The following is a 24,966-nucleotide window of genomic DNA, read 5'->3' on the forward strand; positions in this document are numbered from 1 at the left end:
CCACAACAAAAAGGCATGCAGGAGCGCTCCATGATTCGGCTCACCGCTGAACTCACCCCGGCTGGCACCAGTTACCTGGCGACCGGCCAAGGCCAGCCCGTGGTTTTGATCCACGGCGTGGGCCTGAACAAAGAAATGTGGGGTGGCCAGGTTGTTGGCCTGGCCACAAAGTACCGTGTGATCGCCTATGACATGCTCGGTCACGGCGCCAGCCCGCGCCCGGAACATGGCACTCCCCTGCTCGGCTATGCTGATCAGTTGCTGGAGCTACTCGATCACCTGCAAGTGCCCCAGGCGACGGTAATAGGTTTTTCCATGGGCGGACTGGTGGCGCGAGCTTTTGCCTCGCATTACCCGCAACGCCTGCAAGGCCTGGTGGTGCTCAATAGTGTGTTCAATCGCAGCGCCGAACAGCGTGCCGGGGTCATTGCCCGCACGGCTCAAGCTGCCGAGCACGGTCCGGATGCCAATGCCGAGGCCGCGTTGTCGCGCTGGTTCAGCCGCGAGTACCAGGCAGCCAATCCGGCGCAGATCACCGCGCTGCGCCACACCTTGGCGGGTAACGACCCGCAGGGTTATCTGACCGCTTATGAGCTGTTCGCCACCCAGGACATGTACCGCGTGGAGGATCTGGCGAACATTCAAGTGCCGACGCTGGTCGCCACCGGTGAACTGGACCCCGGCTCGACACCGGAAATGGCCCGGCAATTGGCCGAACGGATTCCCGGTGCGGCCGTTGCCGTACTCGCCGAGCAGCGGCATATGATGCCCGTAGAATCGCCGCGCCTGGTCAACCAGATGTTGCTGGAATTTCTTGACACTGCGCACTCCCGACAACACCAAATAAAGGGGATCGTTGCATGACACTCACACGCTTCCAGATGTGCATCGGCGGTGAATGGGTCGATGCCCTGTCCGGCAAGACCTTTGAAAGCCTGAACCCGGCCCTGGCTCAAGCCTGGGCTGAATTGCCCGACGCTGACGAAGGCGATGTCGAGCGCGCCGTGCAGGCTGCGCAAACAGCCTTCGACAGCCCGGCCTGGCGCGGCCTGACCGCCACCGCTCGCGGCAAACTGCTGCGTCGTCTCGGTGACCTGATCGCGGAAAACAAAGAACAATTGGCGCAGTTGGAAAGCCGCGACAACGGCAAGCTGATTCGCGAAACCCGCGGCCAGGTCGGCTACTTACCGGAGTTCTTCCACTACACTGCGGGCCTGGCCGACAAACTCGAAGGCGGCACCCTGCCCCTCGATAAGCCCGACCTGTTCGCCTACACAGTGCACGAAGCTATGGGCGTGGTCGCGGCGATCATTCCCTGGAACAGCCCGCTGTACCTGACGGCGATCAAACTGGCGCCGGCCCTTGCGGCAGGTAACACCATTGTGATCAAACCGTCCGAACACGCCTCGGCGACCATTCTGGAACTGGCCCGCCTGGCCCTCGAAGCCGGTATTCCGCCGGGCGTGGTCAATGTCGTCACTGGTTATGGTCCAAGCACTGGCGCCGCCCTCACCCGCCATCCGTTGGTACGCAAGATCGCCTTCACCGGCGGTGCTGCCACGGCCCGGCATGTGGTACGCAGCAGCGCCGAGAACTTTGCCAAGCTGTCGCTGGAATTGGGCGGAAAATCGCCAAACATCATCTTCGCCGACGCCGACCTCGATAGCGCCATCAACGGTGCAATTGCCGGGATCTATGCGGCATCCGGTCAGAGCTGCGTTTCCGGCTCGCGGTTGTTGGTGCAGGACGAAATCTACGACGAATTCGTCTCGCGCCTGGTGGAGCGCGCCAAACGCATCCGCATCGGCAACCCGCAAGAAGACAGCAGCGAAATGGGCCCGATGGCCACGGCGCAACAATTGGCCGTGGTTGAAGGCCTGGTAGCTGATGCCATCGCCGAAGGTGCGCGCCTGCGTCTGGGCGGCAAGCGTCCAGAGAATCTGGGCGACGGCTGGTTCTACGAACCGACCCTGTTCGAATGCGACCGCAACTCGATGAAAATCATGCAAGAAGAGGTCTTCGGTCCAGTGGCCTCCGTCATCCGGTTCAAGGACGAAGCCCAAGCGCTGGCGATTGCCAACGACTCGCAGTTCGGCCTCGCCGCCGGCATCTGGACCCGCGATCTAGGGCGTGCCCATCGCCTGGCCCGAGACATTCGCTCAGGGATTATCTGGGTCAACACCTACCGCGCCGTATCGGCCATGGCACCGATCGGCGGCTTCAAGAACAGTGGCTATGGACGCGAAAGCGGCATCGATTCGGTGCTGGCCTACACCGAGCTGAAAACGGTGTGGATCAACCTCTCCCAGGCACCAATGCCTGACCCCTTCGTAATGCGCTAGGAGACCCTCTTCATGATCGAGCCCGGCATTTATAAAGACGTCATGAGTTCCTTTCCTTCCGGGGTCACGGTGGTCACTACCCTGGACCCGGGCGGTGACATCGTCGGTATCACCGCCAGCGCCTTCAGTGCGCTGTCGATTGATCCGGCGCTGGTGCTGTTCTGCCCCAACTACGCCTCGGACACTTATCCGATCCTACGCGACAGCAAGCAGTTCGCGATCCATCTGCTGTCGGCCGAGCAGACCACTGAAGCCTATGCGTTTGCGGGAAAAGGCAAGGGCAAGGCCAAGGGCATTGAATGGCACCTCAGCGAACTGGGTAACCCGCTGCTGGCCAAGGCCACGGCAATCATCGAATGCGAGTTGTGGCGTGAATACGACGGTGGCGATCACGCGATCATTGTCGGCGCGGTGAAGAACCTGATTCTGCCCGAACAGCCGGCCACGCCGATGATCTACCACAAAGGCAAGCTGGGCCCGCTGCCTACCCTGGCCTGACGTCTACTTTTGGGCTGCGTCTAACCCCCCCCGGTGCGGCCCTTTTTTCTTCAAGTACGGGAGCCTGCATGGGCCCAGGAGCACACAACAATGAGTAACGAGAAATATGAGCAAGGCCTGAAAATTCGCACCCAAGTTCTGGGTGAAGCCTACGTGAAACGCTCTATCGAAAACGCCGATGACTTCACTCGACCGTTGCAGGAAATGGTCACGGAGTACTGCTGGGGCCACGTCTGGGGGCGTGAGGGTTTGTCGCTTAAAGAGCGCAGCATGATAAACTTGGCGATGATTTCGGCCCTCAACCGGCCTCATGAACTCAAGCTACATGTACGTGGTGCCTTGCGTAACGGGCTGAGTCGTGAACAAATACGTGAAACTCTGCTTCAGGTCGGTATTTATTGCGGTGTCCCCGCTGCCGTAGACAGTTTCCGGCTCGCCCGTGAAGCGTTCGCCGAAGCCGATGCCGAGGCCTCCAGTTAACCCTTGGCTGTTTGGATTGATCGAGCACTTATGATCCACGGATCAACGTGCTCTTTTTGCATGGACAGCCACATTCAGAGCCGACCCCATGAAACGCCTGCCACTCGACGACAGCTTCAAGGTCAATCGCAACCCCGTTACCCTGCGCGAAATCGTGCTGGATAAACTGCGAAGCGCCATCATGAACTTCCAGCTCCTGCCGGGAGACCGTCTGGTCGAACGCGATCTATGCGATCGCCTGGGCGTCAGCCGCACTTCCGTACGTGAAGCCTTGCGTCACCTTGAATCCGAAGGCCTGGTGGAGTTTGCCGACGCCAAAGGCCCACGGGTTGCGATCATTACCCTGGCCGATGCCGGCGACATTTATGAGCTGCGTTGTGTGCTCGAAGGCCTGATCGTTCAACTGTTCACCCTGCGTGCCAAGGCCAAGAATATCAAGGCCCTGGAAAAAGCCCTCGAGGAAAACCGCAAGGCCCTCAAGGATGGCGAGCTGCAACAGGTCATCGATTCGGTACAGGGCTTCTACGATGTGCTGCTCGAGGGGTCCGGCAACCATGTCGCCGCCACCCAGCTGCGCCAATTGCAGGCCCGCATCAGCTATCTGCGGGCGACCTCGGTGTCCCAGGAAAACCGTCGCGGCAGCAGCAACCAGGAAATGGAACGCATGGTCGAGGCGATCAAGAGCGGCGATCCCCTGGCCGCCCACCAGGCTTGCGTCGACCACGTGCGTGCTGCCGCCAAGGTCGCCCTGGAGTACCTCAAGCGCAAGCAGGAAGAGATGGGTGAAATCCCCGAGATCACCGTGCCCATCGCGCTCAAAGAACCGCGCATAGGCCGCTGAGCATGTTCAGCCCGAGCTTTTGTCCAAAGTGCGGTGGCGATGACCTCAAGTCTCAGCTGCCGCCGGGCGATACGCACGAGCGCCTGATGTGCCGTGGTTGCGGCTACATCCATTACATCAATCCGAAGATCATTGCCGGCTGCATCATCGAGCAAGATGGCAAGTATCTGTTGTGCCAGCGCGCCATCCCGCCGCGCCCCGGCACCTGGACGCTGCCGGCGGGGTTCATGGAAGGCGGTGAAACCACCGAGCAGGCGGCACTGCGCGAAGTATGGGAAGAAAGCGGCGTACGTGCGGAGATTCTCTCACCCTACTCGATTTTCAGCGTGCCGAAGATCAGCGAGGTGTACATCATCTTCCGTGCCACCGCCCTGGATATCACCGGCCAGTATGGGCCGGAAACTCTCGACTACAAATTTTTCGCGCCCGAGGATATCCCCTGGGAGAGCATCTACTACCCGGCGATCCGGCAGATCCTCGAGCGCTACATTGAAGAGCGCCAGGCCGGGGTCTACGGCATCTATATCGGTAACGACGACAACGGCAAAATCCACTTCATTCGCTGACAGCCCACATTCAGGGCCCTACACCCTCGACAATGATGATCTCGGCCCGAGCCACCCCTTCCCGATGCAGTTTCGCCTCCTGATAATGCTCAGAGTGGTAGCAGGCCAGTGCCTGTTCGTATGAGTCGAACTCAATGACCACGTTGCGTTGCCGCATGGGCCCGCCTTCCAGTGCTTCGCTGCGCCCGCCCCGGGCCAGCATCCGCCCACCATACAACGCGAAGGCCGCCGGAGCCCGCTGGGTGTATTGGCAGTATTGATCGGGGTCGGTGACATCCACATGAGCAATCCAGTACGCCTTCATAGTGACCTCTTGGCTTATTTTGTATTATGGTATACCAATAAATATACCCGTCCAACACTGAGAGTTCCAGCATGGCCTTTAACAGCATCGAAGAAATCATCGAAGACTATCGACAAGGCAAGATGGTGCTCCTGGTTGACGACGAAGACCGGGAAAACGAAGGCGACCTGCTACTGGCTGCCGATCGCTGCACGGCCGAGGCCATCAGTTTCATGGCGCGGGAAGCGCGCGGTCTGATCTGCCTGACCCTGACCGACGAACACTGCCAGCGCCTCGGCCTGGAGCAGATGGTACCGAGCAATGGCAGCGTGTTCAGCACTGCGTTTACCGTGTCCATCGAGGCTGCCGTCGGCGTGACCACCGGCATCTCCGCCGCTGACCGGGCGAGAACTGTTGCCGCCGCCGTCGCCACCCATGCCGAGGCCATCGATCTTGTACAACCCGGGCACATCTTCCCCCTGAGGGCCAAGGAAGGCGGCGTACTGACCCGCGCTGGCCACACCGAAGCCGGATGCGACCTGGCACGCCTGGCCGGTTTCACTCCCGCCTCGGTGATCGTCGAGGTGATGAATGACGACGGCACCATGGCGCGCCGCCCGGACCTGGAAGTGTTCGCGCGCAAGCACGGGATCAAGATCGGCACCATCGCCGACCTGATCCACTATCGCCTCAGCACCGAACACACCGTAGTGCGTATCGGAGAACGTGAGCTACCCACGGTGCATGGCACCTTCCGCCTGATCACCTTTGAAGATCACATCGAAGGCGGCGTCCACATGGCCATGGTCATGGGCACATTACACCGGGACGAACCGACGCTGGTGCGCGTGCATGTGATTGATCCGCTGCGCGACCTGGTGGGCGCCGATTACAGTGGCCCGTTGAACTGGACCTTGTGGGCCGCCTTGCAACGGGTGGCCGAAGAAGGTCGCGGCGTGGTGGTCGTACTGGCCAATCATGAATCGTCCCAGGCGCTGCTCGAACGGGTCCCTCAACTGACGCAGCCACCACGACAGTTCAGTCGCTCGCAATCGCGCATCTATTCTGAAGTGGGCACCGGGGCGCAGATTCTGCACGACCTCGGCATAGGCAAGCTGCGCCACCTCGGCCCGCCATTGAAATACGCAGGCTTGACCGGTTACGACCTGGAAGTGGTCGAGAGCATCCCGTTTGTCCAGTGATGCGCAAGCATCGGGTATGGCGCAATCCCTGTAGGAGCGGCTTGCCCTAGACAAGGCTTAAAATCCATAAAAGTCTCAATTTTGGCGGATAACCGGTAAGGCAAAGTGCTTGCACAAAGCTTGGAATACCATAATATGATATTCCATAGGCCGGACAGCTGCTGCTGGCAGATGGACCTACTGCTCCCCATAGGCGGGCACTGCAAAGCCCCGCTCATAAACACAACAATGAGGGCGTGAAAATGGTGTTGAACAAACGTGCAACCGCAGTACTGTTCGCGGGCTTACTGGCCACCGCCAGTCACGTGGCAATGGCGGCTGAAAGCATCAACTTCGTCAGTTGGGGTGGTAGCACCCAGGATGCGCAGAAGCAGGCCTGGGCTGCCCCGTTCAGCAAGGCCAGTGGCATCACCGTGGTCCAGGATGGCCCGACCGACTACGGCAAACTCAAAGCCATGGTCGAAAGCGGTAACGTGCAGTGGGACGTGGTCGATGTCGAAGCGGACTTCGCTTTGCGCGCCGCCGCCGAAGGCTTGCTCGAACCCCTCGACTTCTCGGTGATCCAGCGCGACAAAATCGACCCGCGATTTGTCTCCGATCATGGCGTTGGCTCGTTCTTCTTCTCCTTTGTCCTCGGCTACAACGAAGACAAGCTCGGCGCCAGCAAACCTCAGGACTGGTCCGCGCTGTTCGACACCAAGACCTACCCCGGCAAACGTGCCCTCTACAAATGGCCAAGCCCTGGCGTGCTGGAACTGGCCCTGCTGGCCGATGGTGTGGCCGCTGACAAGCTCTATCCGCTGGACCTGGATCGCGCCTTCAAGAAACTCGACACCCTCAAGAAAGACATCGTCTGGTGGGGCGGCGGCGCCCAGTCGCAACAATTGCTGGCCTCTGGGGAGGTCAGCATGGGGCAATTCTGGAACGGCCGGATCCACGCCCTGCAAGAAGATGGTGCGCCGGTGGGCGTGAGCTGGAAACAGAACCTGGTCATGGCCGACATTCTGGTCGTGCCCAAGGGTACAAAAAACAAGGCGGCAGCCATGAAATTCCTGGCCAGCGCCAGCAGTGCCAAAGGACAAGCTGACTTCTCCAACCTGACCGCCTATGCACCGGTCAACGTCGATAGCGTGGCGCGCCTGGACTCAGTGCTGGCCCCTAACCTTCCGACGGCCTACGCCAAGGATCAAATCACGCTTGATTTCGCGTACTGGGCCAAAAACGGTCCGGCCATCGCAACACGGTGGAACGAATGGCTGGTCAAATGAAAATGACAGCTGCACCCCGTCAACCCGCTCCGACCGGGAGCGCTCATGGCGCTGCCGGTGCGGTTCCAGGCCAAGTGGCTGTGCTGAAACAGTCCCCGTCCCTGATGCAGCGCTGGCGCGGCTCGAGCAATCTGATCCCCGCCCTGCTGTTTCTCGGCCTGTTCTTTCTTGCGCCGCTGATCGGGCTGTTACTACGTGGCGTGCTGGAGCCGGTACCGGGGTTGGGCAACTACGAGCAGTTGTTTGCCAACTCGGCGTATGCCCGGGTCTTGCTCAACACCTTCTCGGTAGCCGGCCTGGTCACCCTGTTCAGCCTGCTGCTCGGCTTTCCGCTGGCCTGGGCGATTACCCTGGTACCGCGTGGCTGGGGGCGCTGGATTCTCAACATCGTGCTGCTGTCGATGTGGACCAGCCTCCTCGCCCGGACCTACTCCTGGCTGGTGCTACTGCAAGCTTCCGGGGTCATCAACAAGGCGTTGATGGCGATGGGCATCATCGATCAGCCCCTGGAGATGGTACATAACCTCACCGGGGTGGTGATCGGCATGAGCTACATCATGATCCCGTTCATCGTGCTGCCACTGCAGGCGACCATGCAGGCCATCGACCCGATGATTCTACAAGCCGGATCGATCTGCGGTGCCAGTCCCTGGAGCAACTTTTTCCGGGTGTTCCTGCCACTGTGCCGGCCGGGGTTGTTTTCCGGCGGCCTGATGGTGTTCGTGATGTCCCTTGGGTACTACGTCACTCCAGCGCTACTGGGCGGGGCACAGAATATGATGCTGCCTGAGTTCATCATTCAACAGGTGCAGTCGTTCCTCAACTGGGGCCTGGCCAGCGCCGGCGCCGCATTACTGATCGCTATTACGCTGGTGCTGTTCTACTTCTACCTGAAGCTTCAGCCGGAATCCCCGGTTGGCGCCAGCAACGCGAGGTAAGCCGTCATGCTCCTGACCCCTAATGCAATGAGCCGGCGCATGCGTTTCGGCCTGTACTTCACAACGGGTTTGATTGCGCTGTTCCTGCTGCTGCCGATCGTGTTCATCGTGCTGCTGTCCTTCGGTTCCTCCCAGTGGCTGGTATTCCCGCCGCCGGGCTGGACCCTGAAATGGTACGGCCAGTTCTTCTCCAACCCCGACTGGATGAGCGCAGTCCTGGCCAGCCTCAAGGTGGCGGTGTTGACCACAATCTGCGCCGTCGCCCTGGGTTTGCCCACTGCGTTTGCGCTGGTACGCGGGCGCTTCCCTGGCCGGGAAATGCTCTACGGGCTGTTCACCCTGCCGATGATCGTGCCGTTGGTGATCATCGCGGTGGCGGTGTACGCGCTGTTCCTGAAACTGGGCTACACCGGGACGATGTTCGCCTTCGTGGTCAGCCACGTCATCGTTGCGTTGCCGTTCACCATCATCTCGATCATCAACTCGCTGAAGCTGTTCGATCAGTCCATCGAAGATGCCGCGGTGATCTGTGGTGCCTCACGCCTGCAAGCCGTGTTCAAGGTGACCTTTCCGGCGATTCGCCCGGGCATGGTGGCCGGCGCCCTGTTTGCGTTCCTGGTGTCGTGGGATGAAGTGGTGCTGAGCGTGATGATGGCCAGCCCAACCCTGCAAACCCTTCCCGTGAAAATGTGGACCACCCTGCGCCAGGACCTGACGCCCGTGATCGCCGTCGCCTCGACGCTGCTGATCGGCCTCTCGGTATTGATCATGGTGATCGCAGCCGCCCTTCGCCGGCGCAATCCAATCAGCGCCTGAGCGCCCAGGAGAACGACATGAGTGCAGTGATCAAAGCCCAACAGAGCAACCAGCCCTTGGTGAGCCTGCGCAACCTGAACAAGTACTACGGCGACTTTGCCGCCGTGGACAACATCTCGCTGGACATCAAGGACGGTGAATTCCTGACCTTCCTCGGCTCCAGCGGCTCGGGTAAAAGTACGACGTTGTCGATGCTCGCCGGCTTCGAAACGCCGAGCAGCGGCGAGATCCTGGTCAATGCCCAATCGTTGGTCAACGTGCCGCCGCACAAGCGCGACATCGGCATGGTGTTCCAACGCTACTCGCTGTTCCCGCACCTGTCAGTGCGCGACAACATCGCGTTCCCGCTAGCCATTCGTAAACTGGCCAGCGCCGAGCGCGAGCGCCGGGTCGATGCCATGCTCAAGCTGGTACAGCTTGAACAATTTGCTCATCGCCGCCCTTCACAACTGTCCGGCGGCCAGCAGCAACGGGTAGCCATCGCTCGGGCACTGGTCTATGAACCACGCATCCTGTTGATGGACGAACCCCTGGGCGCCCTGGATAAAAAGCTCCGGGAAGATTTGCAAGACGAACTGCGCCAGCTACATCGGCGCCTGGGCATTACCATCGTCTACGTGACCCACGACCAGGAAGAAGCCATGCGCCTGTCCCAGCGCATTGCGATTTTCAGCCACGGCAAAATCGTCGGCCTGGGCAGCGGTTTTGACCTGTACCAGAACCCGCCGAATGCCTTTGTCGCCTCGTTCCTCGGCAACTCGAACTTCCTCAAGCTCAAGGCACATGGCAATGCGGTCGCGAGTTTCGAAGGCCAGTCGCTGTCGATCCGACTGACCGCAGGCCTGCAAGTCGATCAGGATGTGCTGCTGATGGTACGTCCGGAAAAGGCCTTGGCCTTGAGTGTCGAGCAGGCGGTTCTGGAACCCTTGGCGGCCGGCTGGAATGAAGTCTCGGCCACGGTCGTGGAAGTGCTGTTCCTCGGTGAAAGCCAGACCTGCAGCGTGGTCACCTCGGGCGGTACGTCGATGACCGTCAAGGCGCTGTCCGCCGCTGGCATGCCGCTCAAAGCGGGTAATCCGGTATGCGTGCGCTGGGCCACAGCAGATGCCTGCGTGTACACCGAATGGGCCGAAAGTGATCTGAACAAAGCTGCTGGCGCTCATTGATCCCCCGACGGCCCATGCCAGTGGGCCGTGATTCACCTGTCACCCTCGGGTCGCCGCAACGTCGGGTTGTGGCGGCCTTTTTTTGGTTCTTCACGCATTCGTGGGGAAGGGAGTATTGACAGTCGGGGTTTAGGTGAATTGGAAGATACGGTAGCTTGCGAACTGCAGTAGAACAAGGCTGCTGATCCAAGCCGATCATTTCGTTGCTATCAGCAATTATCACAGCAAACACTAGTGCTTAGGACTAACGCATACATCTAAACTAAGAAAGTCCATGCAATAATATGCTCATCGCCTGTTATTTCAATGAAGCAACGATGTTATTGTTAACCGACAAGAATGCTCCTTCCTCCGATACACGATCACTCAACCAAGTTAGTGCTGCTTTAAGCTTTCTGGTATTAACGGACTGGATTTTCGTTGCACGGTCAGTATGCCGGCGACGTTAAAAGTTTCGTTGAACAACAACGGGCAAGGTTCGGATGGATTCATGTCTGCGTAATGAATTTCAAAAACTCCGCCACGGACTGAACAAAATCGCTTGCTACGTCCTCTTCGATTAATGCATAGGGCTGAGCGTGAGAAAAAATAGTGATTTGCACACCAATAGAAGATCTAGGCTATTCACCACCCTTTTGCTCTGTGATTTCGACTCTCTCAGGTATTGGGAGAGCGAGCTAATTAATACAGATTTCCCACATATAAAATATTGTTTTGACTTTTACAATAAGGCAAACCGCTTTAGCTACTGGAAACACTCCCAGGTTATTTATGTAAGTACTGCCTGTAGTCCGATTCAGAATATTAAATATTTCTCAGTTATGGGCTGTGACTGACAATCGAATTTCGCTACGTTTATTGATGGCTTTTCTTAACTCTCAACGCCCAACTGTTAACAGAGGGTTATTTAGTGAATACATCAAAGAAATATCTTACAGATATATCCGTCCACCAGGCCCTGTTACTGGAAGATCTCACTGAGGAAAGCTCTCCAAATCACGCCATCCGACTATTGTTGAATGAAATCCTCTTGGGACTTTTTGAGCAAGGCTGGCCCAAAGCAAAAACCCAGACAGGACATCACCCCCAAAAATGCCCGGCGAAGTATCAGGCATTTTTAGACGGACACGAGAGCGGTTGTGCTCAGTCGGTATACCCCAATCGCGCTGCCCTGCTCTTCTGAGCCCGCCCACGAGTCGCCAAGCAGTAATAGAGCGGACAAGTCACCACCAACCCCACCAACCACGACAAATCCGCACCCTCCACCAAATTGGCATACGGCCCGACATACAACGACGTATTGGCGAACGGCAGTTGCACGATAATCCCGATGAAATACGCAACAATCGCATGTAGATTGAAGCGCCCGTAAATCCCGCCATCCGCAAGGAAGATCGAGGCGATGTCGTAGTGGCCGCGCTTGATCAGGTAGAAATCGATCAAATTGATCGAAGCCCAAGGCACCAACACCAGCAACAGTGCCAGAATCAGGCCGATGAATTGCGAGATGAAATCCTGCGAAGCACCCAACGCGACGACACAGCAGCTCGCCAGCACCACACTCGACAACACCACCCGCACCTTGATACTGGGCGTCCATTGGCTGGCGAAGGTCTGGATCGAGGTAATGATCGATAACACCGCGCCATATAGATTCAAGGCGTTGTGGCTAATGATGTTGAGCAAAAACAACACCATCAGAATCGGTCCCAGCCAACCGGTGGATTGCTTGACCGCGACCATCGCTTCGGTGCCCTCCGGGGTTGCCAGCACCACCACCGCGCCGAAGGTAAACGATAGAATGGTGCCCAGGGTCGCCCCCAGGTACGTGGCCCAGAACGGCTTGGCAATGCCGATATCCGCCGGCAGGTAACGAGAATAGTCCGACACATAAGGCGAGAAGCTGATCTGCCAGATGATCCCCAGCGACACCGTGGCCAGCCAGCCGGACACATTAAAACCGCCACGCGTGAAGAAATCCGCCGGCAACTCATGGGCGAAGATGTAAAGAAACCCGGCGAGCAAGGCGCTGCCCATGACCCAGGTGCCAATGCGGTTAAGGATGTGAATGAAGCGGTAGCCGATCACCCCGATCGCGGTGGCGCTGAGAGCACCGATGAGGATGCTCGCCGGCACCGGGACCGACGGCGCAATACCCACTATGGACTTGCCGGCCAGCACGATATTGGAGATGAAAAAACCGATATAGATAAGCGCCGCAAAGAACACGATCAGCAGCGCACCATAACGGCCGAACTGGCCGCGGCTCTGAACCATCTGCGGAATACCCATCCGTGGGCCTTGCGCCGAAGCCAGGGCAATCACCAGCCCGCCAAGCATGTGACCAAGCGCAATCGCTAGCATCCCCCAGAACAGGTCGAGGTGAAACACCTGAACCACCATGGCGCCGGTGACGATGGGCAACGGCGCAATATTAGTACTGAACCAAAGGGTGAAAAGATCGCGGGCCTTCCCGTGGCGCTCTGCGAGGGGGACGTAATCGACTGTGTGATTCTCGATCAGGGGGTCTTGCCGGGACATCTGGGACATATGCATGAACTCGAGTTTGTCTGATCTTATATTTGTATGAAGCCAAACCGGGGGTGCTCAATGGCAACCTCTCAGATGAAGACCATATTATGGTATTCCAACATTTGTACAAGACTGATCTGCTTTTTTTACAAGTACCTGATGCGCAATTCTGACGGATGACCGAAGCTATTCCCTGGCAGAAAGCCCAGTAATAACTGCCTTAAAGACAAAATGCGCACGTTTATCGGGCAATGGGAAAAGCTCTTGCAAACTATGTATTACGGTATACCATAAGACCTATAAATACATAAAATCCGTACCGAACTGCCAGAGGACCGCCCCATGATCAATGCCGCCACCTACAAACAAGTAATGGGTTCGTTTCCGTCCGGGGTCACAGTGATCACCACGCTGGATGACGAAGGGCAAATTGTCGGCCTGACCGCCAGTGCCTTCAGTTCGCTGTCCATGGACCCGGCCCTGGTGCTGTTCTGCCCCAACTACAGTTCCGATTCTTACCCGGTGTTGATCAGGAACAAACGCTTTGCCATTCACGTCCTGTCCGGCGGCCAGCAGAGCGAGGCCTATGCTTTCGCACGTAAAGGCAAAGACAAGGCGCACGGCATCGAATGGACGCTGAGCGAGTTGGGTAACCCGATCCTGGCCAATGCCACGGCGGTCATCGAATGCGAGTTGTGGCGCGAATATGAAGGCGGCGACCACGCCATCATGGTCGGCGCCGTAAAGAACCTGATAGTGCCGCAGCACACCGCCGGTCCGCTGGTGTACTGCCACGGCAAGATGGGCGCCCTGCCCGTCCTCGCCTGAACCGACAGTCAATAACAAAGATCCGAGGTAAGCGTCATGAAATTTTCCCTGTTCGTGCACATGGAACGCTGGGACGAAAGCGTCAGTCATCGTCAGCTGTTCGAAGACTTGACTGAACTGACTCTGATGGCCGAAGCCGGTGGTTTCAGCACCGTCTGGATCGGCGAACACCACGCCATGGAATACACTATCTCGCCGAGCCCAATGCCGCTGCTGGCTTATCTGGCCGCCAAGACCACGACCATTCACCTCGGCGCCGGCACTATCATCGCGCCGTTCTGGCATCCGCTGCGGGTTGCCGGTGAATGTGCACTGCTGGACGTGATCAGCAACGGTCGCATGGAAGTGGGCCTGGCACGTGGCGCCTACCAGGTGGAATTCGACCGCATGGCCGGTGGCATGCCGGCATCGTCCGGCGGTCAAGCGCTGCGGGAAATGGTTCCGGTGGTTCGCGCCCTGTGGCAAGGCGATTACGCCCACGATGGCGATATCTGGAAATTCCCCACCTCCACCAGCGTGCCGAAGCCGATCCAGAAGCCCAACCCTGCGATGTGGATCGCCGCTCGCGACCCGGACTCGCACAACTTCGCGGTGGCCAACGGCTGCAATGTCATGGTCACGCCGCTGATGAAGGGCGACGAAGAAGTCCTCGACCTGAAGAACAAGTTCCAGGCCGCCCTGGATAACAATCCAGACGTACCACGCCCGCAACTGATGGTGCTGCGTCACACCCACATCCACGCAGCCGATGACCCCGAAGGCTGGAAAGTCGGGGCCAAGGCGATCTCGAAGTTCTATCGTACCTTTGATGCCTGGTTTGGCAACAAGGAGGTGCCGGTCAATGGTTTCCTCGCGCCAAGCCCGGAAGAAAAATTCGTTGCACGCCCGGAGTTCGAACTGGAGAGCCTGCACAAAACCGCAATGATCGGCACCGCGCAAGAAATCATCCCGCGCATCAAGTATTACCAGGAACTGGGGGTCGACGAGTTCAGCTTCTGGTGTGATAACAGCCTGCCCCATGCCGAGAAGAAAAAATCTCTGGCGCTGTTCATCAAGCAGGTAGTGCCGGCGTTTCGCTGAGTTCGCCCGCCAGGTTTTGCGATAAACCCTGATAAGCAAAACGCCGGCTCATGCCGGCGTTTTGCTGTCCGCGCCATACCTTAGTAGGCACTAATGAAGTAACCCCCACAGCGCCAGAAGTGGAGCATCCGTTGATCTCATTGCATGGATACAGGACGAAGGATTGAATACAACGCCCCCTGCTCCAGGATTCCACCACCCCACGTCCTCTCGGTACCATTCGCCTGGCGACAGGATGAGATAGAACTCAGCCGGAGGGTGTTGGTGAAAGGGATAACAGGTATCAGGCGCCATGAGCGCCAATCCCAAGGTCAAGGTGGAGCATTCAAATAGCCCATCCGGGCCTGTGATCATCCCATGACGATGCCTTTGCACAAACGCATCGTCCTGGCCAGGCTGGGCCTGTCGTTTTATCCAAGTGACATGGGGCAAGATAACGCTTAACGCCCCCAGTACCGCGCTCAAATGTTCGTCGGTTCTTGGCGCAGCGTTAAGGGCTTGGGATAAATAGGGCTCCAAAGAATCTGGTAGCGCATGGAGAGTCTTCGATGGCTTTGTGATGAGCCATTGGGCCGTGTTTAGAGAAGTAGCAGGCAAATCTGACGCAATGTCGGCAACGCTGTTTGACAGGACATACTGAAGTGATCGCTGAAGCAGCTGGCCGCGCTTAATAACATCAGGATCTAAACACAGGTTTTCAGTGCTGTTCATCATCGTTTTCGAACCCACTCACCCAGTCCGTAAAAATACGTGAGGCTGCGCCTTTAGTCGATGCAGCCAGTGCTCCTGGCTCTCCACCAAGGGCACCAAACTGTCAAATAGCTACAGCCAGACGACTGTCATTACTGAGCTGCTGGCACCGACGCGGCTTGACTGCCAAACATTGCCTCAAAGCGGGGCTTGTTGGCTGCATAGTATTGTGCAACTACCTTGTCTGCAGAGCTTTCACGCGCAGCAGCCATCAATGTCTCAAGATCAGCTTGAGGAATTTTGAAGTTAGCAAAAAATCGAGCAACATCGGGGTGCTCTGCGCTGAAACCTTGGCGTGCAACCGCGTGGATTTGCTCAGCGCCACCGAAAATCCGCTTCGGATCCTCCAAATAACGCAGGGACCACTTGGAGAACATCCAATGTGGGCTCCATGCGTTGACCAACGACCATTTCTCACGTTTCAGATTACGGTCCAACTCGCTCAACATGCCAGCCTCCGAAGAGCCAACCATCTTATAGCCATCGAGTTTATATTCTTTAATGGCCTTTTCCGTCAGCTTGTATTGACCGTTACCCACTTCGGAAGTCAGGATTTTTCCACCGAGTTTTTCCCGCACTTCTGGCTTGTTAAGGTCTTCGACACTGGCGATCTCACGGGTAGGTATAGACGTTGGCACCGCCATGCCGATCCGACCTTCATACAACACGCCCAGGTCTTCGAGTTTGTCGCGGTATTTGTCATAGAACGCTTTGTGAGTAATCGGCAACCAGACCATTGGAATCAGGTCGATATTGCCGTTAGCCAGCGCCTGGAACTGAATACCAATATCGGCCAGCACCAATTTAACCGGTTGCTTGAGGTGGTCTTGCAATGCGGTGCTTGCCAGCTTTACAGCGATTTCCGTATCCGACCAATTCACCCATCCGATACGGATAGGTGCAGGTTCCTCGGCGTGAGTCATCAGGCTGCAGGAGGCCATGGCCAAGCCTGCAAACCAGCCGATACAGGTTTTACTGGGTGACGTCATCATGATGCATCTCCGCGTACTGTATTAATTATTATTGGCAGTGCAACAGAGGTGCTTACGCAAAGACGCCAGCCCTCTCCCCCCGATTTCAGTCCTGACTTTCTGGTTACGCCCTCAAAATGTACATCTGCGTCTCACTCGTTGACACATATGTACATTCGACATACTTTCATGTCAACCCAAGCCTGATGTTCTGTTCCCGGAGCAACACCATGTCCAGTGATCCTTTGCTGCAGCCCTATAAGATCAAAAACCTGACCCTCAGAAACCGGATCATGACCACCTCCCATGAGCCCGCCTATCCTGTCGATGGCATGCCGAAGGATCTGTACCGGGCTTATCACGTTGAACGCGCAAAGGCCGGCGTTGCGCTGACCATGACCGCAGGCTCCGCCGCTGTTTCCCGTGACAGCCCCCCGGTGTTCAACAACGTGCTGGCGTACAAGGATGAGGTGGTCAAATGGATGAAGGACCTGACCGACGAATGTCACGAACACGGTGCAGCGGTGATGATTCAACTGACCCACCTGGGCAGGCGCACGCGCTGGGACAAGGCTGACTGGCTCCCGGTCGTATCCTCTTCCCATCGCCGTGAGGCGTCCCACCGGGCCTTTCCAAAAAAAATGGAAGACTGGGACATCGATCGCATCATCAAGGACTACGTGGACGCCGCCGAGCGCATGAAGGCGGCGGGGCTCGATGGTTTGGAGTTGCAGGCTTACGGTCACCTCATGGACCAGTTCTGGTCGCCACTGACCAACGAGCTCGACGGCCCATACGGTGGTTCGCTGGAAAACCGGTTGCGCTTCACCTTTGATGTTTTGCGTGGAATCCGTCAGCGCTGCGGCGAGGATTTCCTGCTGGGGGTTCGTTACACTGGCGATGAAGACCTGCCAGGTGGCTTCGGTGCCAAAGACGGAATCCAAATCTCCCACCTGCTCAAGGACAGCGGCCTGGTCGACTTCCTCAACGTCGTTCGCGGGCACATTGATACTGATGCCGGCCTCACTGATGTGATTCCGATCCAGGGCATGCGTAACTCGCCACACCTGGATTTTGCCGGTGAGATCCGCTCGGCCACCGGTTTTCCGACCTTCCATGCGGCCAAGATCCCGGACGTGGCCACTGCGCGACATGCCATCGCCTCCGGCAAGGTGGACATGGTCGGCATGACCCGGGCCCACATGACCGACCCGCACATTGTGCGCAAGATCATCGAAAAGCGCGAAGAGGAAATCCGCCCCTGCGTCGGCGCCAACTACTGCCTGGATCGCATCTATCAGGGCGGTGCCGCGTATTGCATCCACAACGCTGCAACCGGTCGCGAAACCACCATGCCCCACGAAATCCCCAAGGCGCCAACCCGGCGCAAGGTGGTGGTGATCGGCACCGGTCCGGCAGGCTTGGAGGCGGCACGGGTCGCCGGTGAGCGCGGCCACGACGTCACGGTATTCGAAGTCGCCGACCAACCCGGCGGGCAGATCCGATTGACCGCTCTGAGCGAGCGTCGTCGCGAGATGATCAGCATCATCGATTGGCGCATGGCGCAATGCGAACGCCTGGGCGTGAAGTTCCACTTCAACACCTGGGCCGAGGCCGAGACAGTGTTGGCTGAAGAGCCGGATGTGGTGATCGTCGCCACCGGCGGCCTGCCGCACACCGAGGTGCTCAAGCAGGGCAATGAACTGGTGGTGTCAGCCTGGGACATCATTTCTGGCGACATCAAGCCCGGCAAGAACGTGCTGATCTTCGACGACGCGGGCGACCACGCGGCGTTACAAGCGGCAGAGGTCATTGCCAACAGCGGCGCAACGCTGGAAATTGTCACGCCTGACCGATCGTTTTCACCCGAGGTGATGGCGATGAACCTGGTGCCTTACATGCGCAGCCTGCAGGACCTGGACGTCACCTTTACGGTCACGTATCGGGTCGACTCCGTAGAGAAGCACGACGGGCAATTGGTTGCCAACTTCAGCAGCGATTATAGCCAGGTGCATAAACAGAGAGTGGTCGATCAGGTGGTGATCAACCACGGCACCCTTCCCCTGGACGATCTGTACTTCGACCTGCGCCCCCATTCGAGCAATAACGGCGCGGTCGAACAGCACAATCTGATCGCCGGAAAAACCCAAAATATCGTGACCAACCCTGAAGGCCGTTTCCAGCTATTCCGGATCGGCGATGCGGTGTCGGCGCGCAATACCCATGCCGCCATCTACGATGCGCTACGGTTGCTCAAAGACATCTGAAGTCATACTGACGTCTTCAGCGGAGTCAATACGATGTTAACCGAAGCCTCTGTAAAGAGGCTTCGGTTTATCCGACCTGAAGCCCTTCCCGGGCAACGGCAGCGCCTGCTTGCAACGCCTTACCGACCTGTTCTTCAAAGTGACCTTGCGTCATCGCTTGCAAAGCAGCGGCCGTCACGCCCTGATAGGCAACCAGGGCATCGATCACCTGCTGGGCATCGCGACTGGAAAGTAGTTGGCTGCTGTTTACAACGACATTTTTCGCCGCGAGCTGCGCAATATCAGCCGGTATGCCGGCAACCATCGCCTGGTTGGCCAGTGCCGTCATCAGCAAGGCGGGAAAGGCCGGGCCAGTACCCGAAAGTGCGGAGAGGTAATCAATAAAGTCTTCCGCCTGAACCTCGGCGGCAGTACCGACACATTCAAACAAACGCTGCACAAAGCTTCTCGTCGTTGCCCCTACCTCTCCAAAACAATACCAAGGCGTAAAGGACTGTCCGATTTCTACCGCCGCGTTGGGCATCGCCCGCACGACCACCGAAGCCTTGGTCTGAACAGCAATTACCTGCGCCGTGATCCCGGCCATCAGAGAAATGACCGTCTTGCCCGTCGCGTTGATATTCAGGTTGGTGAAATGCTCGGGGCGAACCGCGATGATGACAACATCGCTGCGGTTCACCAGCGCCTGGTTATCAGTGACCAGGCACACGCCTTGTTGCGCCAATGGATGGCTGCCCGAACGGTTCGAAATGACCAGCTTGCCCGCCGGCAACAGTGCCTTCGCCAGCACGGCCTGTGCAATTGAGCCACCCAACCAACCGGTTCCACCAATAATCCCCAGTGTCTCATTGCTCATTGACTGAGGCCTCATCGAAGGTGTCCGTCAAAGGGATGAAAACCCCAGGCGCTTTTTCGGCATAGCCGAACTTCCCGTAGAAACGATCCAGCTCGCGTTGCTTGGGGACTTTACCGGTGAAAATACTCACGTAATGAGGTATGCGCTGGAAGCGCACGGTGATCAACTCAGTCGTGTTCATGGAGATATAACCAATCTGAGTCAGGTAGATCGTTCGGGCCCGCGTATCAGCGCCCTGGCTGTCATAACCGAAGCGTTTGAACATGCTCGCCAAAGCGTTCATGCGCTGCTCGTCGACGATCGATACTTGTGCAGAAACTTCACTGGACTGAAGCGCCCAGCTACGCACCGCGAATTCGAATTGTGAATCGAATAACGTGGGGTTAAGCCAGCACTCGAAAACGTTCAGGATCGCCTCGGAGATACTTTCCGCATAGCTTTCACTTTGCCGGATCATGCCCCCCGTATTGGTCTCCCGCCAGCGTGAAAGCAAGGCGGCCAGCAGCTGTTCGCGATCCTCGAAAAACCAGTAGAAGCTGGTTCGTGACAAGCCAAGGCGCTTGGCGAGCGGCATGACCCGAACGGCATCGACACCCGACTCCTTCAAGGCATCATAAGCAGCTTCCAGCCAACCCTCCGGCGACCCACGCCAACCTGCCTCCTGGGCTTTACCACGGGCCTTCCCTAACTGGGACATCTCGCCTTACCTTATTCAAAATACGTAACTTAAATGTACTCTGGCGACCTGTAAATGTACACCAAAGTACATTTAGTCGACTTCTCAGCATGGCACCAACCCCGACAGATTTTCCTTTGTGTGCTCGGCACTCAAGGTCAATGAAAATTTGCGTTTTATACTCAATCCAAATAATTAATTTCAATCAAAAAAATACAGCCTGATACAGAGCTCGACTCGCTCCGGGTGAAGCTGATTAGGGCCTGTGGCCAACGGTTGTACCGCATGTCGAAACACTAGGTTTGATCGCCTAAAATGGTGGCTACTGCACACTGACTTCTGCACAATCTCCAGGCACATAAAACTTATAAAACAGTGACTAACCTGATGAAACTGCAACCCCTGCCGCCACTCAACAGCCTGGTGGCATTCGAGGCCTCGGCTCGCCACTTGAGCTTCACCCTGGCAGCTCGCGAACTGAACGTTACCCAAGGCGCGATCAGCCGTCAGATACGCATACTCGAAGATTATCTAGGCACTGCGCTATTTGTCCGTACCACCCGAGAAATCAACCTCACTGCCACCGGTAGTCAATATTACGAAAACATTCTTGGCTCGCTGCAGCAAATCGTCCACGCCACAGCGGGTGTTCGCCACTGGCAGGGAGCACAGCAGGTCACTGTCGTCACCAGTACGGCAATGGCATCGTTGTGGCTGCTTCCTCTCGTTTCGGAATTTCAACGCCAAAATGAGGAGATTGACCTGCGTATCATTGCCACCGACCAAGTCAGCGATTTTTCCCGGCTGGACTGCGACCTCGCGCTTTACTACTGCAGCACGCCGCCGAAGAACATGAAGGTCACGCCGTTGTTCAGCGAAGAGATTTTCCCGGTATGTAGCCCTGCCTATTTAGCGCAGCATCCAGAGATCGCTGCGCTGGATCGGTTAGGCACATGCACCTGGTTATGGCTGGAGGATCCGCAGCGGGATTGGATCGGTTGGATGGAGTGGTTTCAGCGCCTGGGCCACCCCGCACCCGAGCCTCGGCGACGCATAAATATCAACAGTTACGCCATGCTGATCCAATCGGCGCTTGCGGGTCAGGGTATTGCCTTGGCCTGGTCGAGTTTGATCAGCAACCACCTGCAGACCGGAGGCTTGGTGCGGCCGACGCAAACCACCCTGCGTACCGATGCACAGTTCTGCTTGCTCGAACCACAAGGCAGAGCCCCCAACAGACAAAGCGTCAACCGTTTCTGCCAGTGGCTGATGACCCATCTGAAAGAAACCGTTGACGCTTGAGTGACTGTTGATCCTGGTACTGATACGCAAGAAAGATGGGCCCCGGCTTGCACCCGGCGCCCTCTTCATCAGTAACGCTACAATTGGTGCCGATGCGCTTGAGCATGCAACCGGGTCATGCGAGCTCCCGCGGACGCTTCACCGCTGCAAGATTGTCCAGGTAAGCTGGGTAAGGGTCTGCCATCGGCTCACTTGCGATTGGGCGCATGACCTGGCCGTTGGCAGTGGTGAAGGTGTCAGCCCGCAGGCTGCGGATAAGACTGTAGCCGGTAATGAGCAGGAAAAACGCAATCGGCAGGCCGATGATGATGCTCGCCATCTGGATTGCGATCAGTCCCCCAGCCAGCAATAACCCCGCCGCGATAGCGCCTTCAAGGAAGCACCAGAGTATTCGAATCCAGTTGGGCGGATTGATGCTGCCCACGGAATTGAGCATGCACAGCACCTGGGTTCCAGCATCCGCCGCCGTGATGAAATGCACCGCCAGCAGCAAGCAAACGATCAGGCACAACACCGCACCCACAGCCGGCCCATCAAGACGCTCGAGCAAGGTGAACATCGCCGACGTGGTTTCTTTCTGGGTCGACTGAAGCACGACCCCGCCTTTAAAAGGTGCCGCTTCATTCTGCTCAGCCACCGGTAGTTGTGCATAAGCCTGGCGGGCGTGTTGCTCGTCCTTCAATGCTGCGCCACCGAACACCGACATCCACAGGACCGTCACCAGCGTAGGCACCACCAAAGCGCCGACAATCAGCTCGCGGACGGTACGACCACGGGAGATCCGCGCGATGAACAAACCTACGAAAGGCCCCCATGTCATCCACCATGGCCAATAAAAGGCAGTCCAGCTTTTCTGCCAATGGGTATCGGCCTGAGCGTCGGTCCAGAAACTCAAGCCGACGATATGCTGGACGTAGTCACCCGTGGCCTCGAAGAAAAAGTTGAAGATGTAACGGGTCGGCCCCAGGCACAACACCACGACCATCAAGCCGAAGGACATCCACATATTCAAGGTGGACAGGCGCTTCATGCCTTTGGAAAGGCCCGCCACCAGCGACACTGCAGCGATCAGCGTCACCAAAGCGATGATGGACAGTTGCAGGCCGATACTTACCGGCACCTGGAAGACCTGGTTAAGACCGGTGTTGATCTGTACCACCCCCAGGCCCAGCGATTGGGAAACCCCAAACGCGGTGATCGCCACACCGAGGATATCCACCGCGTGACCAATAGGCCCATAAATGCGCTGGCCTATAAGCGGGTAAAGAATCGAGCGCAGCGCCAGGGGCAAACCTTTGCAATAGGCAAAGTACGCCAGGCTCAGGCCGATCATGGTGAAAATAGCCCAGGGGTGCAGGCCCCAGTGAAACAGGGTGAGCCGCATCGCCACCGTTGCGGCTTCGTCGGTCAGCCCTGGGCTGAATGGGTTACTCGCGTAATGCAGGACTGGTTCTGCAACTGACCAGAAGATCAACCCAATGCCCATTCCGGCACTGAACAACATGGCGATCCATGCACCGAAACTGAACTCCGGAGTGTCGTTCTCAGCGCCCAGCTTGAGTGTGCCGTAACGCCCGCACGCAAGCATCAACAGTAGACCGAGCAAACCGCTCACGACTGCCAGATATAACCATTTGAAATTTTCCAGGATTGCATCGGAAGCGGTCTTGAACACCGCTGCGGCCTGATCGCCCTTAAAGGCGCAAAGCAGCACGAAGATCACGACAATTGCGACCGAGACTATCGTCACAGTCGGGTTGAGGCCTTTGAACAGGCCACTTTTAGCACGCATCGGCTATCTCCCTTGTTTTTGTAGTGCAACGCCGTACGGGATTGTAATTATCTGCAATATGGGGATTGCGCGATCAACAATGAGTGAGGACGGTCGAGCTGAACAAACCATTTTATCTCATCAATTGATGAGATAAATGCATGCATAACTGGCTGATAATCAGGGGGAAGCTGTGCATTTACTGCAAAATCACATGAATGACTTTTTCTCATCAATCCAGAATTAAAAATGGTTTGTCGGCATCCATCCACGCCCTGAACAATCACTCCAGCCACAGGCCATCAAGGCTGACCAACCGTGCGATCTGGAGACAACAATAATGGGCATCGCAAACCTCATCCCCGTACAAACCCTGGAAGCCGTTCTTGCTCCTATCGAACAGGCCCATGGCTTGACCAACGACTTTTACACCGAGCAGCGCTACTTCGAGCTGGACAGAGATCAGGTTCTGGGCAGCAACTGGGCGTGCATCGGTTTTGCTACTGACCTGCCAAACAACGCCTACGTCAAGCCGGTGGACTTCATGGGCCTGCCGCTGCTGATGATGCGCAACCGCGAAGGTGTGGTTCAGGTTTTCCACAACGTCTGCAGCCACCGTGGCGTCAAGTTGGTGCAGGAAGCCGGCACCATCCAGGGCATGATTCGTTGCCCATACCACTCGTGGACTTACGACCTGAATGGTGCGTTGCGTGGCACGCCTCATGTCGGCGGAATCAACCAGCATAAAGACGAACGCTTCGCCTGCGAGAAACACGGCCTTAAGCCGCTGCGCAGTGCCATTTGGATGGACATGGTGTTCGTCAATCTGTCCGGGGATGCTCCTTCGCTGGAAGACGCTCTGGCCCCGCTGACCGAACGCTGGGCGCAATTTCTGGGCTCGGATGGCATGGGTCTGCTGCGCCGCGAGACCAACGGCGGCGCGATGGCGATTGAGGTCAATTGCAATTGGAAGCTCGCCGTCGAGAACTACTGCGAGGCCTACCACCTGCCATGGATTCACCCAAGCCTGAACAGCTATTCGCGCCTGGAAGACCACTACAACATCATTTTTGACCAATTCGCCGGCCAAGGCAGCCTTGCCTACAACCTGTCAGACGTCGCGGGCACCCACTTGCCGACCTTCCCATCCTGGCCGGCTGATCGCATGCGCAATGCCGAGTACGTGTCGTTCTTCCCCAACGTGCTGCTGGGCATCCAGGCCGACCACGCTTTTGCGATGATGCTTGAGCCGGTAGCACCAGGTAAGACTATTGAACACCTGCGCGTGTTCTATGTAGGCGACGAGGCCCTCAGTGCGCATTACGACGCCGCTCGCAAGGCCGTCCTCGAGTCTTGGCGGGTAGTGTTCGCCGAAGACATTGCCTCAGTCGAAGGCATGCAAAAAGGTCGCAGCTCGCCGGGTTACAAAGGTGGAGCCTTCTCACCGGAAATGGACTTGCCGACTCATTACTTCCACAAATGGGCCGCACGCCAATTGTTGAATAGCGCCGAGAAGGCCTGAGCCGAGGATAT

Annotated in this window: 23 protein-coding genes; 16 read left to right on the forward strand and 7 right to left on the reverse strand. The window is 57.4% G+C overall.

The features are described 5' to 3' along the window. Positions 1 to 30: 30 nt before the first annotated feature. The 6 genes from GIR22_RS01750 (at position 31) to GIR22_RS01775 (ending at position 4,727) form a co-directional block, all read left to right on the forward strand. Positions 31 to 864, forward strand: a complete 834-nt coding sequence (locus tag GIR22_RS01750) for an alpha/beta fold hydrolase (protein WP_154741628.1) — start codon at positions 31 to 33, stop codon at positions 862 to 864. Continuing rightward, a complete protein-coding gene (locus tag GIR22_RS01755) occupies positions 861 to 2,342 on the forward strand; it encodes an aldehyde dehydrogenase (protein ID WP_154741629.1) in 1,482 nt (493 codons plus the stop codon). The genes GIR22_RS01750 and GIR22_RS01755 overlap by 4 nt, the downstream gene beginning before the upstream one ends. A 12-nt stretch (positions 2,343 to 2,354) precedes the next feature. Continuing rightward, positions 2,355 to 2,840 carry a flavin reductase family protein gene (locus tag GIR22_RS01760; RefSeq protein ID WP_154741630.1) on the forward strand — a complete coding sequence of 162 codons (486 nt, stop codon included), beginning with the start codon at positions 2,355 to 2,357 and terminating at the stop codon, positions 2,838 to 2,840. Positions 2,841 to 2,930: 90 nt separating this feature from the next. Further along, positions 2,931 to 3,320, forward strand: a complete 390-nt coding sequence (locus tag GIR22_RS01765) for a carboxymuconolactone decarboxylase family protein (RefSeq protein WP_154741631.1) — start codon at positions 2,931 to 2,933, stop codon at positions 3,318 to 3,320. An 88-nt stretch (positions 3,321 to 3,408) separates the two neighbouring features. Further along, the gene (locus tag GIR22_RS01770; protein WP_154741632.1) at positions 3,409 to 4,161 is read left to right on the forward strand and encodes a GntR family transcriptional regulator; all 753 of its coding nucleotides are present in this window, start codon (positions 3,409 to 3,411) and stop codon (positions 4,159 to 4,161) included. A gap of 2 nt (positions 4,162 to 4,163) precedes the next feature. Further along, positions 4,164 to 4,727, forward strand: coding sequence for an NUDIX hydrolase (locus GIR22_RS01775; protein WP_154741633.1), 564 nt, complete (start codon positions 4,164 to 4,166; stop codon positions 4,725 to 4,727). Positions 4,728 to 4,737: 10 nt separating this feature from the next. Here GIR22_RS01775 and GIR22_RS01780 read toward each other — a convergent pair whose 3' ends face one another. Then, entirely contained in the window at positions 4,738 to 5,031 is a 294-nt protein-coding gene (locus GIR22_RS01780) for a DUF1330 domain-containing protein (protein ID WP_154741634.1), read from the reverse strand. A 71-nt stretch (positions 5,032 to 5,102) separates the two neighbouring features. Between GIR22_RS01780 and ribBA the strand changes: the two genes are divergently transcribed. From ribBA to GIR22_RS01805, 5 genes are all read left to right on the forward strand, one after another. Then, positions 5,103 to 6,212, forward strand: coding sequence for a bifunctional 3,4-dihydroxy-2-butanone-4-phosphate synthase/GTP cyclohydrolase II (gene ribBA, locus GIR22_RS01785; protein ID WP_154741635.1), 1,110 nt, complete (start codon positions 5,103 to 5,105; stop codon positions 6,210 to 6,212). Between the two features lie 242 nt (positions 6,213 to 6,454). Next, entirely contained in the window at positions 6,455 to 7,480 is a 1,026-nt protein-coding gene (locus GIR22_RS01790; protein ID WP_154741636.1) for an ABC transporter substrate-binding protein, read from the forward strand. Continuing rightward, positions 7,465 to 8,418 carry an ABC transporter permease gene (locus GIR22_RS01795; protein ID WP_154741637.1) on the forward strand — a complete coding sequence of 318 codons (954 nt, stop codon included), beginning with the start codon at positions 7,465 to 7,467 and terminating at the stop codon, positions 8,416 to 8,418. Before GIR22_RS01790 ends, GIR22_RS01795 begins: the two co-directional genes overlap by 16 nt. 6 nt (positions 8,419 to 8,424) lie before the next feature. Further along, the gene (locus tag GIR22_RS01800; RefSeq protein ID WP_154741638.1) at positions 8,425 to 9,234 is read left to right on the forward strand and encodes an ABC transporter permease; all 810 of its coding nucleotides are present in this window, start codon (positions 8,425 to 8,427) and stop codon (positions 9,232 to 9,234) included. A gap of 17 nt (positions 9,235 to 9,251) precedes the next feature. After that, positions 9,252 to 10,400, forward strand: coding sequence for an ABC transporter ATP-binding protein (locus GIR22_RS01805; RefSeq protein ID WP_154741639.1), 1,149 nt, complete (start codon positions 9,252 to 9,254; stop codon positions 10,398 to 10,400). Positions 10,401 to 11,543: 1,143 nt separating this feature from the next. On the opposite strand, the gene GIR22_RS01810 is transcribed toward GIR22_RS01805, so the two are convergent. Continuing rightward, positions 11,544 to 12,950 carry a purine-cytosine permease family protein gene (locus GIR22_RS01810; RefSeq protein WP_154741640.1) on the reverse strand — a complete coding sequence of 469 codons (1,407 nt, stop codon included), beginning with the start codon at positions 12,948 to 12,950 and terminating at the stop codon, positions 11,544 to 11,546. A gap of 324 nt (positions 12,951 to 13,274) precedes the next feature. Between GIR22_RS01810 and GIR22_RS01815 the strand changes: the two genes are divergently transcribed. Then, on the forward strand, positions 13,275 to 13,760 hold the full coding sequence (locus GIR22_RS01815) for a flavin reductase family protein (RefSeq protein WP_154741641.1): 486 nt from the start codon (positions 13,275 to 13,277) through the stop codon (positions 13,758 to 13,760). A 36-nt stretch (positions 13,761 to 13,796) separates the two neighbouring features. Continuing rightward, positions 13,797 to 14,840 carry an LLM class flavin-dependent oxidoreductase gene (locus GIR22_RS01820; protein WP_154741642.1) on the forward strand — a complete coding sequence of 348 codons (1,044 nt, stop codon included), beginning with the start codon at positions 13,797 to 13,799 and terminating at the stop codon, positions 14,838 to 14,840. Between the two features lie 90 nt (positions 14,841 to 14,930). Here the strand turns inward: GIR22_RS01820 and GIR22_RS01825 are convergent, their stop codons facing one another. Both GIR22_RS01825 and GIR22_RS01830 read right to left on the reverse strand, forming a co-directional pair. Further along, entirely contained in the window at positions 14,931 to 15,554 is a 624-nt protein-coding gene (locus GIR22_RS01825; protein ID WP_343039627.1) for a dimethylsulfonioproprionate lyase family protein, read from the reverse strand. Positions 15,555 to 15,682: 128 nt separating this feature from the next. Continuing rightward, positions 15,683 to 16,582: a glycine betaine ABC transporter substrate-binding protein gene (locus GIR22_RS01830; RefSeq protein ID WP_154741644.1), complete on the reverse strand. Its 900-nt coding sequence runs from the start codon at positions 16,580 to 16,582 to the stop codon at positions 15,683 to 15,685. A 209-nt stretch (positions 16,583 to 16,791) separates the two neighbouring features. Between GIR22_RS01830 and GIR22_RS01835 the strand changes: the two genes are divergently transcribed. Beyond that, positions 16,792 to 18,828: an NADH:flavin oxidoreductase gene (locus tag GIR22_RS01835; protein WP_154741645.1), complete on the forward strand. Its 2,037-nt coding sequence runs from the start codon at positions 16,792 to 16,794 to the stop codon at positions 18,826 to 18,828. A gap of 67 nt (positions 18,829 to 18,895) precedes the next feature. Here GIR22_RS01835 and GIR22_RS01840 read toward each other — a convergent pair whose 3' ends face one another. Beyond that, positions 18,896 to 19,684 carry a pyrroline-5-carboxylate reductase family protein gene (locus GIR22_RS01840; protein WP_154741646.1) on the reverse strand — a complete coding sequence of 263 codons (789 nt, stop codon included), beginning with the start codon at positions 19,682 to 19,684 and terminating at the stop codon, positions 18,896 to 18,898. Continuing rightward, entirely contained in the window at positions 19,674 to 20,381 is a 708-nt protein-coding gene (locus GIR22_RS01845) for a TetR/AcrR family transcriptional regulator (RefSeq protein WP_154741647.1), read from the reverse strand. Before GIR22_RS01845 ends, GIR22_RS01840 begins: the two co-directional genes overlap by 11 nt. A 366-nt stretch (positions 20,382 to 20,747) precedes the next feature. Between GIR22_RS01845 and GIR22_RS01850 the strand changes: the two genes are divergently transcribed. Further along, positions 20,748 to 21,662: a LysR substrate-binding domain-containing protein gene (locus GIR22_RS01850; protein WP_154741648.1), complete on the forward strand. Its 915-nt coding sequence runs from the start codon at positions 20,748 to 20,750 to the stop codon at positions 21,660 to 21,662. Positions 21,663 to 21,777: 115 nt separating this feature from the next. Here GIR22_RS01850 and GIR22_RS01855 read toward each other — a convergent pair whose 3' ends face one another. After that, the gene (locus GIR22_RS01855) at positions 21,778 to 23,454 is read right to left on the reverse strand and encodes a BCCT family transporter (RefSeq protein WP_154741649.1); all 1,677 of its coding nucleotides are present in this window, start codon (positions 23,452 to 23,454) and stop codon (positions 21,778 to 21,780) included. Between the two features lie 319 nt (positions 23,455 to 23,773). Here GIR22_RS01855 and GIR22_RS01860 point away from each other — a divergent pair, with 319 nt between their 5' ends. Further along, positions 23,774 to 24,955 (forward strand): aromatic ring-hydroxylating oxygenase subunit alpha, encoded by a 1,182-nt coding sequence (locus GIR22_RS01860; protein WP_154741650.1) that lies wholly within the window; start codon positions 23,774 to 23,776, stop codon positions 24,953 to 24,955. Positions 24,956 to 24,966: the final 11 nt, after the last annotated feature.

It is taken from the genome of Pseudomonas karstica, from assembly GCF_009707515.1.
Lineage (GTDB): Bacteria > Pseudomonadota > Gammaproteobacteria > Pseudomonadales > Pseudomonadaceae > Aquipseudomonas > Aquipseudomonas karstica.